The organism is Colwellia psychrerythraea, assembly GCF_000764225.1.
GTDB classification, from domain to species: Bacteria; Pseudomonadota; Gammaproteobacteria; order Enterobacterales; family Alteromonadaceae; genus Colwellia; species Colwellia psychrerythraea_D.
In genome coordinates this window covers 1-15,734 of sequence record NZ_JQED01000037.1, presented here as the reverse complement: position 1 = coordinate 15,734, position 15,734 = coordinate 1, and the positions used below count along the sequence as shown (strand labels likewise).

The 15,734-nt window shown below is 38.7% G+C and carries 14 protein-coding genes and 1 pseudogene; 11 read left to right on the top strand and 4 right to left on the bottom strand.

Annotation, left to right across the window (positions count from 1 at the left end; translation table 11 throughout):
- Position 1: 1 nt before the first annotated feature.
- The 6 genes from rsxB (at position 2) to nth (ending at position 6,370) form a co-directional block, all read left to right on the top strand.
- Positions 2–571, top strand: a complete 570-nt coding sequence (gene rsxB / locus ND2E_RS08385) for an electron transport complex subunit RsxB (RefSeq protein ID WP_033094388.1) — start codon at positions 2–4, stop codon at positions 569–571.
- Positions 572–577: 6 nt separating this feature from the next.
- Positions 578–2,872, top strand: a complete 2,295-nt coding sequence (gene rsxC, locus ND2E_RS08390; RefSeq protein WP_033094387.1) for an electron transport complex subunit RsxC — start codon at positions 578–580, stop codon at positions 2,870–2,872.
- A gap of 70 nt (positions 2,873–2,942) precedes the next feature.
- A complete protein-coding gene (gene rsxD / locus ND2E_RS08395) occupies positions 2,943–4,004 on the top strand; it encodes an electron transport complex subunit RsxD (RefSeq protein WP_033094386.1) in 1,062 nt (353 codons plus the stop codon).
- Positions 4,004–4,798 (top strand): electron transport complex subunit RsxG, encoded by a 795-nt coding sequence (rsxG, locus tag ND2E_RS0121615; protein WP_052056651.1) that lies wholly within the window; start codon positions 4,004–4,006, stop codon positions 4,796–4,798. The genes rsxD and rsxG overlap by 1 nt, the downstream gene beginning before the upstream one ends.
- Entirely contained in the window at positions 4,788–5,567 is a 780-nt protein-coding gene (locus ND2E_RS08400; RefSeq protein ID WP_033094385.1) for an electron transport complex subunit E, read from the top strand. Before rsxG ends, ND2E_RS08400 begins: the two co-directional genes overlap by 11 nt.
- Before the next feature lie 140 nt (positions 5,568–5,707).
- A complete protein-coding gene (gene nth, locus ND2E_RS08405; RefSeq protein ID WP_033094384.1) occupies positions 5,708–6,370 on the top strand; it encodes an endonuclease III in 663 nt (220 codons plus the stop codon).
- Positions 6,371–6,493: 123 nt separating this feature from the next.
- Here the strand turns inward: nth and ND2E_RS08410 are convergent, their stop codons facing one another.
- A complete protein-coding gene (locus ND2E_RS08410; RefSeq protein WP_033094383.1) occupies positions 6,494–6,925 on the bottom strand; it encodes a hypothetical protein in 432 nt (143 codons plus the stop codon).
- A 341-nt stretch (positions 6,926–7,266) separates the two neighbouring features.
- Between ND2E_RS08410 and ND2E_RS08415 the strand changes: the two genes are divergently transcribed.
- Positions 7,267–7,686 carry a VOC family protein gene (locus tag ND2E_RS08415; RefSeq protein ID WP_033094382.1) on the top strand — a complete coding sequence of 140 codons (420 nt, stop codon included), beginning with the start codon at positions 7,267–7,269 and terminating at the stop codon, positions 7,684–7,686.
- Positions 7,687–7,871: 185 nt separating this feature from the next.
- Here the strand turns inward: ND2E_RS08415 and ND2E_RS08420 are convergent, their stop codons facing one another.
- A complete protein-coding gene (locus tag ND2E_RS08420; protein ID WP_033094381.1) occupies positions 7,872–8,993 on the bottom strand; it encodes a pyridoxal-phosphate-dependent aminotransferase family protein in 1,122 nt (373 codons plus the stop codon).
- A gap of 175 nt (positions 8,994–9,168) precedes the next feature.
- On the opposite strand from ND2E_RS08420, the gene ND2E_RS08425 reads away from it, so the two are divergent.
- Positions 9,169–9,756, top strand: coding sequence for a YaeQ family protein (locus ND2E_RS08425; RefSeq protein WP_223303626.1), 588 nt, complete (start codon positions 9,169–9,171; stop codon positions 9,754–9,756).
- Between the two features lie 13 nt (positions 9,757–9,769).
- Positions 9,770–11,245, top strand: coding sequence for a M28 family peptidase (locus ND2E_RS08430; RefSeq protein WP_033094379.1), 1,476 nt, complete (start codon positions 9,770–9,772; stop codon positions 11,243–11,245).
- A 55-nt stretch (positions 11,246–11,300) separates the two neighbouring features.
- Here ND2E_RS08430 and ND2E_RS08435 read toward each other — a convergent pair whose 3' ends face one another.
- On the bottom strand, positions 11,301–11,768 hold the full coding sequence (locus tag ND2E_RS08435) for a GNAT family N-acetyltransferase (RefSeq protein WP_033094378.1): 468 nt from the start codon (positions 11,766–11,768) through the stop codon (positions 11,301–11,303).
- A 179-nt stretch (positions 11,769–11,947) separates the two neighbouring features.
- Between ND2E_RS08435 and ND2E_RS08440 the strand changes: the two genes are divergently transcribed.
- Entirely contained in the window at positions 11,948–13,801 is a 1,854-nt protein-coding gene (locus ND2E_RS08440; RefSeq protein WP_033094377.1) for a DUF885 domain-containing protein, read from the top strand.
- Between the two features lie 94 nt (positions 13,802–13,895).
- Here the strand turns inward: ND2E_RS08440 and ND2E_RS22190 are convergent.
- Positions 13,896–14,861, bottom strand: a pseudogene (locus tag ND2E_RS22190) (integron integrase).
- A 239-nt stretch (positions 14,862–15,100) separates the two neighbouring features.
- Here ND2E_RS22190 and ND2E_RS08445 point away from each other — a divergent pair.
- A complete protein-coding gene (locus ND2E_RS08445) occupies positions 15,101–15,568 on the top strand; it encodes a hypothetical protein (RefSeq protein WP_033094376.1) in 468 nt (155 codons plus the stop codon).
- Positions 15,569–15,734: the final 166 nt, after the last annotated feature.

Sequence of the window (15,734 nt, the reverse complement as noted above, 5' to 3'; positions counted from 1 at the left end):
CATGAACATCCTTCTTGCCATCCTTGTTTTAGGCAGTATTGCTGCCATTTTTGGTGCTCTCCTTGGTTTTGCATCTGTTCGCTTTAAAGTCGATGCAGATCCTATTGTTGACCAACTCGATGCACTACTTCCTCAAACTCAATGCGGTCAATGTGGTTACCCAGGCTGTAAACCCTACGCACAAGCAGTATCCGAAGGTGAAGCCATAAATAAGTGTGCTCCTGGCGGCGAAGATACTATCAAGAAAATCGCTGATTTAATGGGCGTAGAAGTGCAGCCTCTTGATGACAGTCATGCCACAGGTGATACGCCAAAAAGTAACCGCCCTAAAGTTGCTTTTGTCATTGAAGAAGACTGCATCGGTTGTACTAAATGTATACAGGCTTGCCCTGTTGATGCGATTATCGGTGCTGCAAAACAAATGCATACTATTATCATAGATGAGTGTACAGGTTGTGACCTTTGTGTTGCTCCCTGCCCGGTAGATTGTATCGAAATGCGTGAACTGCCAGATACTATTCATAATTGGCAATGGGATTTAACCAGTATTCCAGTAAAGCAACTGGATTAGGAGAATATGGTGGAATCAGTAATAGAACGCATCACACGCGGACGCTTTTGGGATTTTCATGGCGGTATTCATCCCCCTGAGCAAAAATTTCTAACGAAAAACAAGCCTATCAAACAGCTTGCTTTACCAAAACAGTTAATTATTCCGTTGCAACAACATATTGGCCGAGAAGGTGATTTACTTGTTAGCATTGGCGATCATGTATTAAAAGGACAAGCACTAACATTAAGTACAAACCCAATGGTGGTGCCAATTCATGCGCCTACCAGTGGCGTTATCAGTGCGATAAAAATGTCCGTCATTGCCCACCCTTCTGGTTTAAGTCAATTGTGTGTGTTCCTTGATGTAGACGGTGAAGATACATGGAGAAAAAGAGAGGTTTGTCCTGATTTAGCACAACTTTCGAATCATGAAATAATTGAGAAAATTGCTGATGCTGGCATTGCTGGAATGGGTGGTGCTGGTTTCCCTACTCATATCAAAGCAAACAGTAAAGCCGACATTAAATTTCTGATCATAAACGGCGCAGAATGTGAGCCTTATATCACTTCTGATGATTTGTTAATGATGGAACAAAGTAATGCTATTGTCGATGGCATAAAGATCCTTGATAGGTTGTTAACTCCTACCGTTATTTTAATCGGAATTGAAGATAATAAACCTAAAGCGATTCAAGCATTACAACAAGCTACCAAAACAATTGATAAAATCAAAGTTTGTGTAGTACCAACTAAATACCCGACGGGTGGTGAGAAGCAGCTCGTTCAAATTTTAACGGGTCAAGAAGTTAAATCAGGCCGTCTACCTATACATGACGGCATTGTGATGCAAAATATTGCCACTTGTTTTGCTATCAATGAAGCGGTTAGACATGATACCCCACTTATTCGACGTGTTGTAACTGTCACTGGACAAGCATTAAAGAAGCCACAAAATGTTTGGGCATTACTTGGTACGCCTGTCAATTTTCTGCTTGAACAATGTGATGTGGAAAATATTAACAATGAAAAGCAGCCTGTGATCATGGGCGGTCCAATGATGGGCTTTAGTGTTTCTAGTGAACTCGTTCCTATTGTTAAAACCAGTAACTGTATTTTAGTCCCCAGTAAAACAGAGATGCCGAGTGCTTTTGAAAAAGAAAGTAAAGAAGTCGAATGTATTCGATGTGGTCAATGTAGCGATGTATGCCCTAGCCAGTTGCTCCCACAAGAGCTGCAGTGGAGTGCTAAAGCAAAAGATTACTCACAATTAGAAAAACTTAATTTACGTGATTGTATCGATTGTGGTGCCTGCGCTTATGTCTGCCCTAGTCAAATCCCATTGGTACACTATTACCGTATTGCTAAAGCAGAAATCCGTCAGCAACAGCAACTAGATTTAAAAGCTGAAAAAGCGAAGATTCGTTTTGAAGCACGTAAGTTACGCTTAGAAAAAGAAAAAATTGCTCGACAAGAAAAACACAAAAAAGCAGCGGCAGCCCGTAAAGCCGCCATGAATAAAGCAACACCTGAGGCTGAAGGCGCTAAATCTGCAGTAGCCGCGGCGCTAGCTCGTGTGAAGGCTAAAAAAGCTTCAAAAGAGCAGACAAGCACAGCTGACTCACCAAGTAACTCGTCTGCGGATAACGTTGACGATCAAAAATCTCAAGTTGCCGCGGCAATTGCCAGAGCTAAAGCAAAGAAAAAACTAAAAGAAGTCAGCTCAGATAAGCCTATAACTAACAGTGAAACGGTAAATAGCGTTGCAGAAGTTGAAGCAACGTCGACTCAGCAAACGTCTCCAGAGGATAAAAAAGCCAAAATAGCCGCCGCAGTTGCAAGGGCTAAGGCGAAGAAGCTGAGTAAATCAACAGAGACAACTGACAAGGCTTCTGCTAATGAAGAAATTACTGAAGAAATATCTGTTCAGAAAACAGTAAACTCTGATGATAAAAAAGCAAAAATAGCGGCTGCGATTGCGAAAGCCAAAGCAAAGAAACTCAAGAATACTGCGAGTATTTCAGACGGAGAAAAGCAATCTGATGATGCTCCTATTCAAAATACTGTCAATGCAGACGATAAAAAAGCAAAAGTAGCAGCCGCAATTGCTAAGGCCAAAAGTAAAGCGTTATCAAAAGCTAATGCAAAAACTGCAGCAGAAGAAAAAGTTGAAGCGAGTGAGAATGATAATAACGGCGATGTTTTACCTGATGGTGCGACCGATAAAAAAGCTAAAATAGCTGCTGCTATCGCTAAAGCTAAAGCCAAAAAAAAGCTCAAAGAAACTAACGCTGTTGAAGAAAATAACCAAGATGGTGTATAGGCATGAATAAAAGTAAACAAGCTCCAATTACAATCTATCACTACAACAACTCAATGAGTCGACATAATTAATGGCATTTTGGATAGCAAGTTCACCACATAACCATAACCACACCAAAACACCTAATTTAATGCGTTTGGTGATATACGCGACCTTACCAGGCGTTTTAGCCCAGTGGTATTTTTTTGGTTGGGGCAATTTAATTCACATCGGCATAGCCATGACAACAGCGATTATTTCAGAATTTACAGTGCTGTCGCTACGTAAAAAGCCAATTTCCCATGAATTATTTGATGGCAGTGCATTCTTAACCGCCTTGTTGATAGGCATATGCCTACCAGCATTAGCGCCTTGGTGGGTCACTGTTATTGGTACCATGTTTGCGATTGTCATCGTTAAACAGTTATATGGCGGATTAGGCCATAATCCGTTTAACCCAGCCATGGCTGGATACGTCATGTTATTGGTCTCTTTTCCTTTGCAAATGACACTCTGGCAACCACCACTCACTTTAGTGGCTGTTGATCTTAATTTTACCAATACATTAACTACAATTTTAACAGGATTTACTGTTGAAGGTTATTCAGTAGAACAAGTACGCACCAGTATTGACGGTATCACGATGGCAACACCACTTGATACGCTTAAAACGAATACGGGCTTAGGGTTAACGGTATTAGAAAGTATTAAAAATCCTGTCTTTGGTGAAAACCTTGCCTTAGGTTGGGAATGGGTAAACGCTGGATTTTTGTTAGGTGGTATATTTCTCATTGCTCGAAAAGCAATTGCTTGGCAAACACCCGTTAGCTTCTTAATAAGCTTATTTATCTGCTCTTTCATTGGTTATAGCATCAGCCCAGACAGCAGTGCTTCAACCATGTTTCATTGGCTTTCTGGCGCAACCATGCTGGGTGCATTCTTTATTCTGACCGATCCGGTCACCGGGGCAACCAGTAACAAAGGCCGCATCATTGTCGGTTTACTTGCTGGTTTATTGGTTTATTTAATACGCACAGCCGGTGGTTATCCTGACGGCGTCGCTTTTGCAGTATTACTTTGTAATATGTCTGCGCCGTTAATAGATCAATATACTCGTCCACGTACCTATGGTCACATCAAGGGAGATAAGTGATGTCAGACAACATTGATACATCGCAAGATAAGTCTAGCCCTGAAAGCTCTGGTTTAAACAAGTCAGGCCCAGAAAAAGCAACTAAGTCGCCACTCACCATAGCGATCTCTCAAAACACCAAAATACTCGCGCTCTTTGCTATTGCTTGTACCTTGGCTGTTAGTTTAGTCAGTGCACTGACTAAAGATAGGGTAAAGGCTCAGGAGCAACAACAGCTTTTAAGAACATTACACAGCATTATTGAACCGAGTCGCTATGATAACGACATCGCTAACGATTGTATTATGATGAGTGCCCCAGAACTGGGCTCTAATAAAGTTAAAACAGCTTATATTGCACGAAAGGCGGGAGAAATTGTTGCTGTTGCTATCACCAGTACAGCACCACAAGGCTATAATGGTAATATTGATTTTATTATGGCAATCAACAATGACGGCTCAGTCAGCGGTGTTAGAGTGCTCAAACATCAAGAAACACCGGGGTTAGGTGATAAAATAGAAATCAGAAAAAGTGATTGGATCACCAACTTTACCGGTAAACAAATACTTTCAGAAGACGATAGGCGCTGGGCTGTTAGAAAAGATAATGGCATGTTCGATCAATTTACAGGGGCAACTATTACTCCACGAGCAGTGGTAAAGGGTGTTAAGAGTACACTCAATTATTTTAATCAGCATAGAGGCAGTATAATACCTCGCCCTAATGCTTGCGGGGAACACTTATCAGCCACTGAGTTGAAAGCTACAATTTCCTCTACCACAACACCAAATAACGGGGCTGCTAATGAGCAATGAAATAGCACCACAATCTAGTGATGATCTAGATATTACTGATGATACAGAAGCACAAGAAAATGCTGCCGCACTTAAAGCTGAGTATAAAGAATTAGCGGTACAGGGATTATGGAAAAACAATCCAGGTTTAGTGCAACTGCTTGGTTTATGTCCATTGCTCGCTGTAACATCCACTGTCACCAATGCTTTAGGTCTTGGCCTTGCCACCATGTTAGTACTTATTTGCTCTAACGTTACCGTCTCGGCAATTCGCCATTGGGTGCCTAAAGAGATCCGTATACCAATCTTTGTATTAATTATTGCTGCTTTTGTTACCTGTGTGCAATTGTTAATGAATGCTTTTACTTACGGTATTTACCAATCATTAGGCATTTTCTTACCGCTGATCGTAACTAACTGCGCCATTATTGGACGAGCTGAAGCTTACGCCTCTAAAAACCCTATCAAGCAATCAGCCTTTGATGGACTCATGATGGGACTTGGCTTTGCCATTATATTAATTTTACTTGGTGTAATTAGAGAGATACTTGGACAAGGAACGCTTTTTGATGGGGCAAACTTATTACTTGGCGACTGGGCTAGTGTACTTCGCATTGAAGTGATGCAACTCGATAGTCAATTTTTATTAGCAATTTTACCCCCCGGTGCTTTCATCGCCATGGGTATTTTAATTGCACTTAAAAATGCTATCGATAGCTATATTAAGTCTAAAGAAGTTATTGATACCGAACAAGTTATTGAAAGAGTTCGTGTAAACTTTGACTCTTAACTTAACAGTAACGATTACTTTATTTTAATACCTAAAAATAAAGAAGTGACGATAATTATTATCGCTAATTCAACCCCTTGTAGAGCACTATAAAATTAGCGCTTTACATGATACCCAAAGCGTGGAAAAAGAGTAAAGGCATGAATAAAGAAACACGGTTAGAAATGTTAACTAGGCTTAGAGATGAGAATCCAGAGCCGACTACAGAGCTCAATTTTTCTAGCCCGTTTGAACTACTTATTGCCGTGCTACTCTCTGCCCAAGCAACGGATGTTGGTGTTAATAAAGCCACAGATAAACTTTACCCCGTAGCAAATACACCACAAGCCATTTTAGATCTCGGTCTTGAGGGCTTAAAAAGCTATATCAAAACTATTGGGTTATTTAATACCAAAGCAGAAAATACAATTAAAACATGTCAAATGTTGGTGGACTTGCATGGGGGTGAAGTGCCAGAAAATAGAGCCGCACTTGAAGCACTTCCCGGTGTTGGCCGTAAGACTGCTAATGTTGTTTTAAATACCGCTTTCGGCTGGCTTAAAGATAATGAAGGCAAGTACTTTCTCGCTGTGGACACCCATATATACAGACTCGCAAATAGAACTAAATATGCTCCGGGTAAAACGGTGGATCAGGTTGAAGCCAATATAATAAAATTAACGCCAAGAAAAACAGAGTTTATGTTTAACTTACATCATTGGTTCATCCTACATGGACGTTACGTTTGCACGGCTAAAAAGCCAAAATGTGGCTCGTGTATCATTGAAGATTTATGTGACTTTAAAGATAAAGTCAGTGACTAACATCCTACACCATATCAACTGTTGTATTGACTAACACAGATTAACTCAACAGAAAGCGCCAACCCCTTTAACAAGATTGGCGCGAAATACTGTTAGATCAATCATCCTTACTCGTGTTTAGAATTAGATAACAGGTATCATTTCTCTGCCTATTTTTGAACCCCATAATACGCGAATGTTCTTTCTATCTTCATCACTACTTTCTTGAGCTTGTTTATTTTTAAATACTTTATCTACAATAGCTTCCCACTCTTCTTCTTTTCTATCAAAAGTTGCCCAGTTTGGATACTCCGTCAGTAACATTAAGTTCCAATCATTGGGGTTATTACGACTAAAACTGATTGCTTTGTATGATGTTATCCAGCCTTTTTTCTTGAATTCTTCATAAATTGGGTAATAGCCGCTATTTAGGTTTTTCAAGTAATCTTCAAGTTTACCGTCATTAACTTGTATATAAGACACTTCCCAGACGGTACCCAAAGTATAAGGTTTATCTTCTGCATAAACGTTAAAGTTAATCATCACAATAATCATGGTTAAAAATAGACTTTTCATTTTTATTTCCTCTTATTGAATTTCAAAAGAAAACAAGGAAAACAAACTACCCAAGACTTAATTTCTTTCTTGAGTGACTAATTATTGTACACATATAGCATTTCTGCAAAATGCTCATGAAATAAATTCCCCCCTATGTTATCGAGTAGCTCTGTATTGACGTACCCACTTCAAAAGATTAAGGTCTGTTAAAACCTAAGAGTGTCACTGACATTGTTGAATTTACTAATCTATTTTGTAAAAACTCAGTAAAAATAGATAAATGATCACCCATTTTCAACAATAGAGTGTTATTTAATTTTTATAGCCCTTATCCATAATCGAAGAAGAAAGAGAGCCTTATGAAGTTTTTACATACCATGGTACGTGTCCGTGATTTAGAACAGTCGCTTGATTTTTATATTAATAAACTTGGCTTAATCGAAACCAGAAGAATTGAAGTACCTGCAGGAAAATTTACTTTAGTATATCTAGCAACTGAAATTGGCAGCGCTGAAGTAGAACTGACATATAATTGGGGCTCTACTGAAGAGTACAGCACGGGACGAAGTTTTGGTCATTTAGCTTTTGAAGTGGATGATATTTATCAAACCTGTCAAAAATTGCAAGACGGCGGTATTACAATTAACAGGCCACCTCGCTGTGGCCATATGGCCTTTGTTAACTCACCTGATGGTATCTCGATAGAGTTATTACAAAAAAATGGCTCGTTAGCCCCTCAAGAGCCGTGGTTAAGTATGGAAAATAGTGGTAGCTGGTAATTTTTAGATAACAAAGCATTACTTATGCACTGATTTTAAGACTTGGCTCAACAGTCAATATACAACCAGTAATCAAAAAGCCCTGTACTGATAAACATCGGTACAGGGCTTTTTTTACCAAAAGAGCCTCAATTTACATAAGGCTCATATCGCTTATTTTAAACTCCACGATACGACTGACAACGCTACTGTTTTAACGCTTCTTCAAGTGCTGCTAAACATAATGTGACATTTTCATTGCGTGCAGCATAACCCATTAGACCTATACGCCATGCCTTACCAGCAAAAGCCCCTAAGCCTGCACCAATCTCTAAGTTAAATTCATTAAGTAAGAATTCTCTTACTTTAGCATCATCAATACCCTGTGGAATATAAACAGCGTTTAATTGAGGTAAACGTTCATCGGCAGGAACAATAAATTCTAATCCTAACTTAGCTAACCCGGTGCTTAACTTATCATGCATAGTTTTATGTCGAGCCCAGCTATTTTCCAGACCTTCATTTTGTAGCATCACTAACGATTCATGTAGTGCATATAAAGAATTAACAGGAGCAGTATGATGATAGCTGCGCTTTCCTTCACCCGACCAATATCCCATGACAAGCGATTGGTCAAGAAACCAACTTTGCACGGCAATACCACGATTTTGAATAACCTCAGCGGCTTTATCACTAAAGCTTACTGGCGATAAACCGGGTACACACGATAGACATTTTTGACTGCCTGAATACACAGCATCAATTTGCCATTCATCAACACGCAGTTCAACACCACCTAAAGACGTTACCGCATCAACAATAGTTAAACAATCATGCTCCTTAGCAATGGCACACAAGGCTTTAGCATCAGATAATGCTCCTGTTGATGTTTCAGCATGCACAAACGCAACAAAGTTGGCTTGAGGGTTTTCTTTAAGTGATGCTTCTAATGCTTGTGGATCTACTGCTCTGCCCCACTCCCCTTCAACAACCACTAACTTTGCACCAATACGGTTTACATTTTCAATCATACGCATACCAAAGACACCATTAACACAAACAACTACGGTATCTTCTGGGGTAATTAAGTTAACAAAACATGCTTCCATACCTGCTGAGCCTGGCGCCGATACAGCCATGGTAAATTTGTTTTTAGTTTGCAGTGCATATTGTAATAATTCTTTTACTTCATCCATCATAGCAACAAAATTTGGATCAAGATGACCTATAGTAGGTCTGGCTAAAGCAGATAAAACACGTGGGCTAACATCAGATGGACCCGGTCCCATCAGAGTACGCTGTGGCGGAAAAAAAGATTGAATTGTCATGTGAGCCTCTTAAATAGTACAAGATAAAAATATAATATTTCTGTGACTTTATCATGCTTTAAAATTCATCATAAGTAGAATCAATTAATATTATCCTAGTTATTCACTTGATAAATACTTGGAGCTTTACACTGTTAACTACTGGTGACATCAATTTATCCTGGCAAGTTTTTGCATGTTGACACCATACTGTTATGATACCGCCACTATTTATTACCTCAAAGTACCCATGGCTCTTAAAGCAACTATATATAAAGCGACTATCGAACTGGCAGATATGGATCGTAATTATTACGACAGTTTGCAACTTACCCTTGCTCAACACCCTTCAGAAACACCGCAACGATTAATGGTGCGTCTTATGGCCTTTATCCTCAATGCTCACGAAGATTTACAGTTTGGTAAAGGTGTGAGTGATGAAAACGAAGCAGCTATATGGCAAATTAATTACAGTGATGAAATCAATCTATGGATTGAATTGGGTCAAATAGACGAAAAGCGTCTGAAAAAAGCCTGCAACCAAGCAAAAGCGGTAAAGCTTTATTGTTATGGCAGTAGTGTAAATACTTGGTGGTCACAAGTTGAACTCAATATGAACAAGTTTGAGCGTTTAACCATAGAGCAATTTGAGCCAAGTACCTGCGAAGAATTAGTAAAGCTTCTTAGCCGTAATATGGAATTTCAATGCAGCATTCAAGATGGTCAATTGTGGTTAACTTCAGGCGAAGAAACCCTATTGATTGAAACAATAAAACTCAAATAAGAGATTGCCCTTTATGACAAAAAGTACAACCAACGTAATGACAAATAAGCAGATAAAGTCAGCATCCTTAGCTGCATCGCTAACACTACTGACACTTGCCAGTTTAACATTAACTGGTTGTAACACAGTTAATTTAGGGTTTGGGGAAGCGGCTAAAGAAACGCCAGCCGTTACCCTAGATGAAACTATTACATTAGAACAAGTTACCCAAGATGTTACCTACCTCGCCAGTGATGAACTTGAAGGAAGGCATAATTTTACTCCTAACATCCGTAAAGCTGCTGACTTTATTGCCAAGCGTTTTAACGAAGTGGGCCTTTCTCCAGCGCCCAGTGCGTTAGACTTTAAACAACAATATTTGGTACAAAGGATCACGCCCGATACCCTTAAGGTTGAAATTAATGGCCGCACAATTGCCAGCGACTTATTATCAGTGGCAACCACGGAAACTGAATTCAACTGGAGCAGTAATACTGTTTCAGTAAAAGATCAACCAATCAACACAGTTATGATTGGCGAAGGCGACAATATGCGAAAATCACTGCGCCAATTAAATCATCAAGGTGGACAGCATTTAGTTTTACTTCATCCAAAACATGAAGAAAGCTTTAAACGTTATCAGAGTTATTTTGCGCAAGGGTTAACTAAACTCGTGAATAAAAACGCCACAGAGCAAGGCGGTGTTATTGTTATAGCGTTAACTGATATTAGCAAAGTGAAACAATTTAATGTCACTGGCTCTGCTAACGTCAGCACTACGACCTTAAGTAACGTGGTAGGCGTATTACCAGGGAAAAGCAAAGCCAACGAAATTGTGCTTTACTCCGCTCATTATGATCACTTAGGCGTGAAACCGAGCATTGATGAGACATCTAGCGACAGTGCCCAACAAAATAATGAAATTTTTAATGGTGCTGATGACGATGCTTCTGGAGTTTCTGCCATTATCAATATAGCAAATCACTTTGCTAAAAAAGGTAATAACGAAAGAACGTTAATGTTTGCCGCATTTAGCGCTGAAGAGATTGGTGGTTTTGGCTCACAATATTTCTCGACTCATGTTGAGCCTGCCTCGATAACAGCCATGATTAACATAGAAATGATAGGAAAACCGGCTCTTTTTGGTGAAGGTACGGTTTGGATGACAGGAATGGATCGTTCAAACTTGGGTGAGCAACTAAACCAAACATTAGCGCCACAAAATCTAAAGGTGTATGCAGATCCTTACCCTAAGCAAAATTTATTCTATCGTTCAGACAATGCAACTCTAGCTAGATTGGGTGTGCCGGCTCATAGTTTTAGCAGTACACAACTTGATAAAGACCAACATTATCATCAAGTCACTGATGATATTCATAGCTTGAACTTACCTTCAATGCTACAGGTCATAAAAATGCTGGCAATAGCAACAACACCATTGGTTGATGGCTCTATTACGCCATCACGTATCGACCCGAATAAAGTAAAACGTGGCGGCTTAATCTACTAAATAACGTTATTCTATTTTAAGATAATGATTGCCGCTTTTAGCTTACATTAACAAGTTAAGCGGCAATCACTTCTAATGGACAACGTAATTGAAATTCTAAGCGGTTTTTCTTCTCTACTTGAAAGCCATGTCGCAAGTACAAACCACGAGCTGGATTTTTCAACAAAACATTTAATGTGATCGGTAAGCATAATTGTAATGCACGTTTTTTCACTACCGTAAGTACCTTACTACCAATACCCTTCCCCTGATATTTAGGCATAATTTGTAACTGTCTAATATGCAAACTTTTACCGGTATTATTGAGTGACAATACACCCATTTTAAGTAGTCCAATAGGTTTTCGGTCGGCTAAAATAATATGACTCTCATAAAAGTGTTCTTTTATGCGTACCAAATGTTGTTCGTCGCTCATACGAATACCTGCTGATAGCAAATGTTGGGTCATTGTTTTTCTTCGTAATTCTAACAAAAAATCTATATCTTCATGTTTAACTTTTCTAAAGCCAACGGTAAATTTCATTAATGGGTTTTCCATGTACAAGTTGTGCTACTCATTTGTCTTAAGTTTACTGCTTTACAGTGCGCAAAACACCTATTGGTCGTAATTTTATAGCAATCTGTCGAGCTTTCATTGAATTAGCAGCTGGCATTAAGGCACACTGTCAAAATTGAATACAATATAAATAAAATGAGAATTAAATGACATTTAAAAAATCCCTACTAGTCATGGCTGTCGCCACCGCCTTACTTAGTGCTTGCTCAGAAGAAAAAGTTTCTTCCTCAAGCAATGAACAATCATCAGCTCCAACTAAAATAACTGGAGTTGAAAACACTTCAGCATCAGAGCAAGCTAACGCCCTATTTGACACCATATTTAAAGAAGGTGTTAACCGTGATCCGATCAGACAAACCTATTTAGGTATTAAAAAAGATTACGATAAATGGTATGACTTTTCAGAAGAAAACGCCGCAAATGAATTAGCAATTGCTAAAGAGAATCTTTTGCGCGTTCAAGCTATTGACGCTAGCAAGCTTGATATACAAACTAAAATAAGTCTTAACTTATTTATTCAAAATTTAGAAAATCAAATCGCTGATTATAAATGGCGTTTTCATACATACCCGGTAAATCAAATGTATGGCACACACTCACAAATACCTGCGTTCTTGATTAATCAACACTCCATTAGTAACGTTAAAGAAGCACAAGATTATATTGCTCGCGTGCACGGTGCTCAAAAATTACTAGAGCAACTCGTTGAACAACTTAAGTTACGCGAAGCCAAGGGTATCATAGCCCCTAAATTTGTTTTTCCTCACGTTATTCGAGACTCGAAAAACATTCTTGTTGGTGCCCCGTTTGATAACACACCTGACAGCACCATTTATGCTGACTTCACACGAAAAATTAATAAACTTACTATTACTGAAGATGAAAAGAATACCTTAATCGCTGACGTGAAAGTTGCGCTAATTGATAACCTGAAACCTGGTTACGAGCAATTGATCACTTACTTAACTGCACTTGAGAAAAAAGCAGATACCCGTGATGGCGCTTGGAAGTTTCCTGATGGTGAAGCCTTTTATAATAACGCGTTAAAACGTACTACCACAACAGATTTAACCTCAGAACAAATTCATACCTTAGGTCTAAGTGAAGTCTCACGTATACAAAATGAAATGCGTGTCATCATGAAACAAGTTAGCTTTGACGGTAGCCTTAATGAATTTTTCGATTTTATGAGAAACGACAATCAGTTTTACTATCCAGCTAATGACGATGGAAAACAGCGTTATCTATCAGAAGCGGTAGCGCTAATTGATGACATGGAAAATCGATTAGATAGTTTATTTCTAACCAAACCCAAAGCAGCATTAAAAGTTAAAGCCGTTGAAGGCTTTAGAGAAAAATCTGCTGGTAAAGCTTTTTATGAACGCCCTGCTCCAGATGGCTCACGCCCAGGAATTTACTATGCTAACCTTTACGACATGGAAGCTATGCCAACTTACCAGATGGCTGCATTAGCGTACCATGAAGGCATTCCGGGTCATCATATGCAGTTAGCGATCAAGCAAGAATTAACAGGCATTCCAATGTTCCGTAAATTTGGCGGTTATACGGCTCATACTGAAGGATGGGGCCTTTACAGTGAAATGATCCCTAAAGAAATTGGCTTATACCAAGACCCTTATTCAGATTTTGGTCGTTTAGCGATGGAATTATGGCGTGCTTGCCGCTTAGTGGTTGATACAGGAATTCATACTAAACAATGGACACGTGAACAAGGCATAGCGTACTACACTGAAAATACACCTAATGCGGTATCTGATGCTGTTAAAATGGTAGAACGTCACGTCGTTATGCCGTCACAAGCAACAGCTTACAAAATTGGTATGAACAAAATAATCGAATTACGTGAACATGCCAAAGTTCAACTAGGTGATAAATTCGATATTCGTGAATTTCATGATGTCGTATTAAAAAATGGACCTGTGCCATTAAATGTATTAGCTAACTTAGTCAATGATTACATAAAAACTAAGCAAGCCTAATGACTAAAGGCGTCAATCGCCAATAAAGAAATAAGCAATCCACATTTCAATTACCAAGTTGAAGTGTGGATTTTTTAATTTCAATACGCCTATTTTATAGTAAATCTGATAGTGGGCTCCTAACACCATTCGCGCCATGTTCAATCACATGGGTATATATTTGTGTAGTCCGAATATCAGAATGCCCCAACTGCTCTTGCACGGTTCTAATATCAGCACCGCGTTGTAGCAAGTGTGTGGCAAATGAATGTCGTAAGGTATGACACGTCACGTTTTTTTCTATACCAGCATGGTATGCTGCCTTTTTCACTGACTTTCGTAATGTCGTTTCATCTATATGATGTCGACAAACAAAGTCTGTTTCAGGATCTATGCTTAATCGACTAGAAGGGCAAAGATAATGCCATAGAATGTCTTTACTCGCATTGGGGTGCTTTCTTGCTAAAGCATAAGGTAACCACACCCCTTTATAATTATCGTTACATTGATCTTGTTGATAATAATACTTCACTAACGCTATTTGAGCTTTTAATGATTCACACAATTCTTTTGCTAAGGTAACACGCCTATTTTTACCGCCTTTTCCTTGCCAGACTTGAATAGCATGAAAGTCAAAATCAATATCCTGCACTCTTAAACGGACTACTTCCATTAAACGTAAACCAGAACCGTACATTAACTGACAAGGCAAACTATAAGTATTTGATACTTTCGATAATAGCGTGGTTACTTCTGCTTGGGTTAATACAACAGGCAACTTGGCTACTTGTTTAGATTTATTAAAATTGAGTTCAAGTGTTAATGGCTTTAACAAAATCCCTCGTTACAAAAAGACTAAGGCATTTAATGCCACACACTGAGTTTTAGGTGCAACATTAAGTTGGTTTGTTAAGTGAGAAAGAAAACGTTCTACTTCAGTATCATGACACTTTATTGGGTGACGTTGTTCATTAAAGTTTATAAAGGCCTTTATCCAATAGACATAGCTCTCTATCGTTCTTTTTGCATAACGTTTTAAACGCATTTGTTCTGTAATGTGCTTTAGAAAAGGTGAAGACATAAAACCCTCAAAACAACTGTATATAATTACAGTTTAGCGTAATTCCTCCTTTCTACAAGAAAGCGAGCAAATTGCCTCCTTTCACACATCAACCACTTAGCTCAATATTTTTAACTCATTGATCTATAGATAACAATAAAGTAATCTCAATTTATTATAATAATTATGGACGATTTTCCCATCTTGTAGAAAGAAGGAATTTTGCCTCATAATAAGCTGTTAGCTTTCAAGGAGTGTTCGTGAAAACAATTATCTTAAGCGTTTTACTTTTATCTTTAATTGGTTGTGCTACCACACAAAAAACACAAAAAACACAAAAAACACAAAAAACACAAAAAACACAAAAAATAGAATACGTAGGACTTACCAAAGGTCAATTCTTTGATAATTCAGAGTTTAGAAAATACTGCTACAAACATGCGACTGCCGTTAAACTGACATATGGAGATGTTAAAACTGGGTTTATAAAAAAAATGGTTGATCCTGGCCGTTTTTTAACTTGGGCAGTAGTAAGGGATGTCGAAGAGTTGGCCAATGACAACGAAAATATAGAATTACTAGAAGGTTATTATTACGGTCGTTGCATGAGAAGTAAGAATAACGTTAAAACACCTGAATATTCTGAGATCAAACCAGTTATCGTTCAGTGCTTATCTAAAGAGGTAATGACGTGTGCAAGTATGCATACAATGGGGTTTTCAAGCTAACAAGGCAATCAAGCGGGACTGTGATCCTCCCTCGGTAAAACGGACACCAAAATCTAACTAAAGATGAGGTGTCTTATGCCCAAGTACAACAATCCAAGACGAACTTGGAAGTACTCAAACGACTTTAAAGTCAATGCTGTTCAACTAAGTTTTGTTGTCGGCGTCA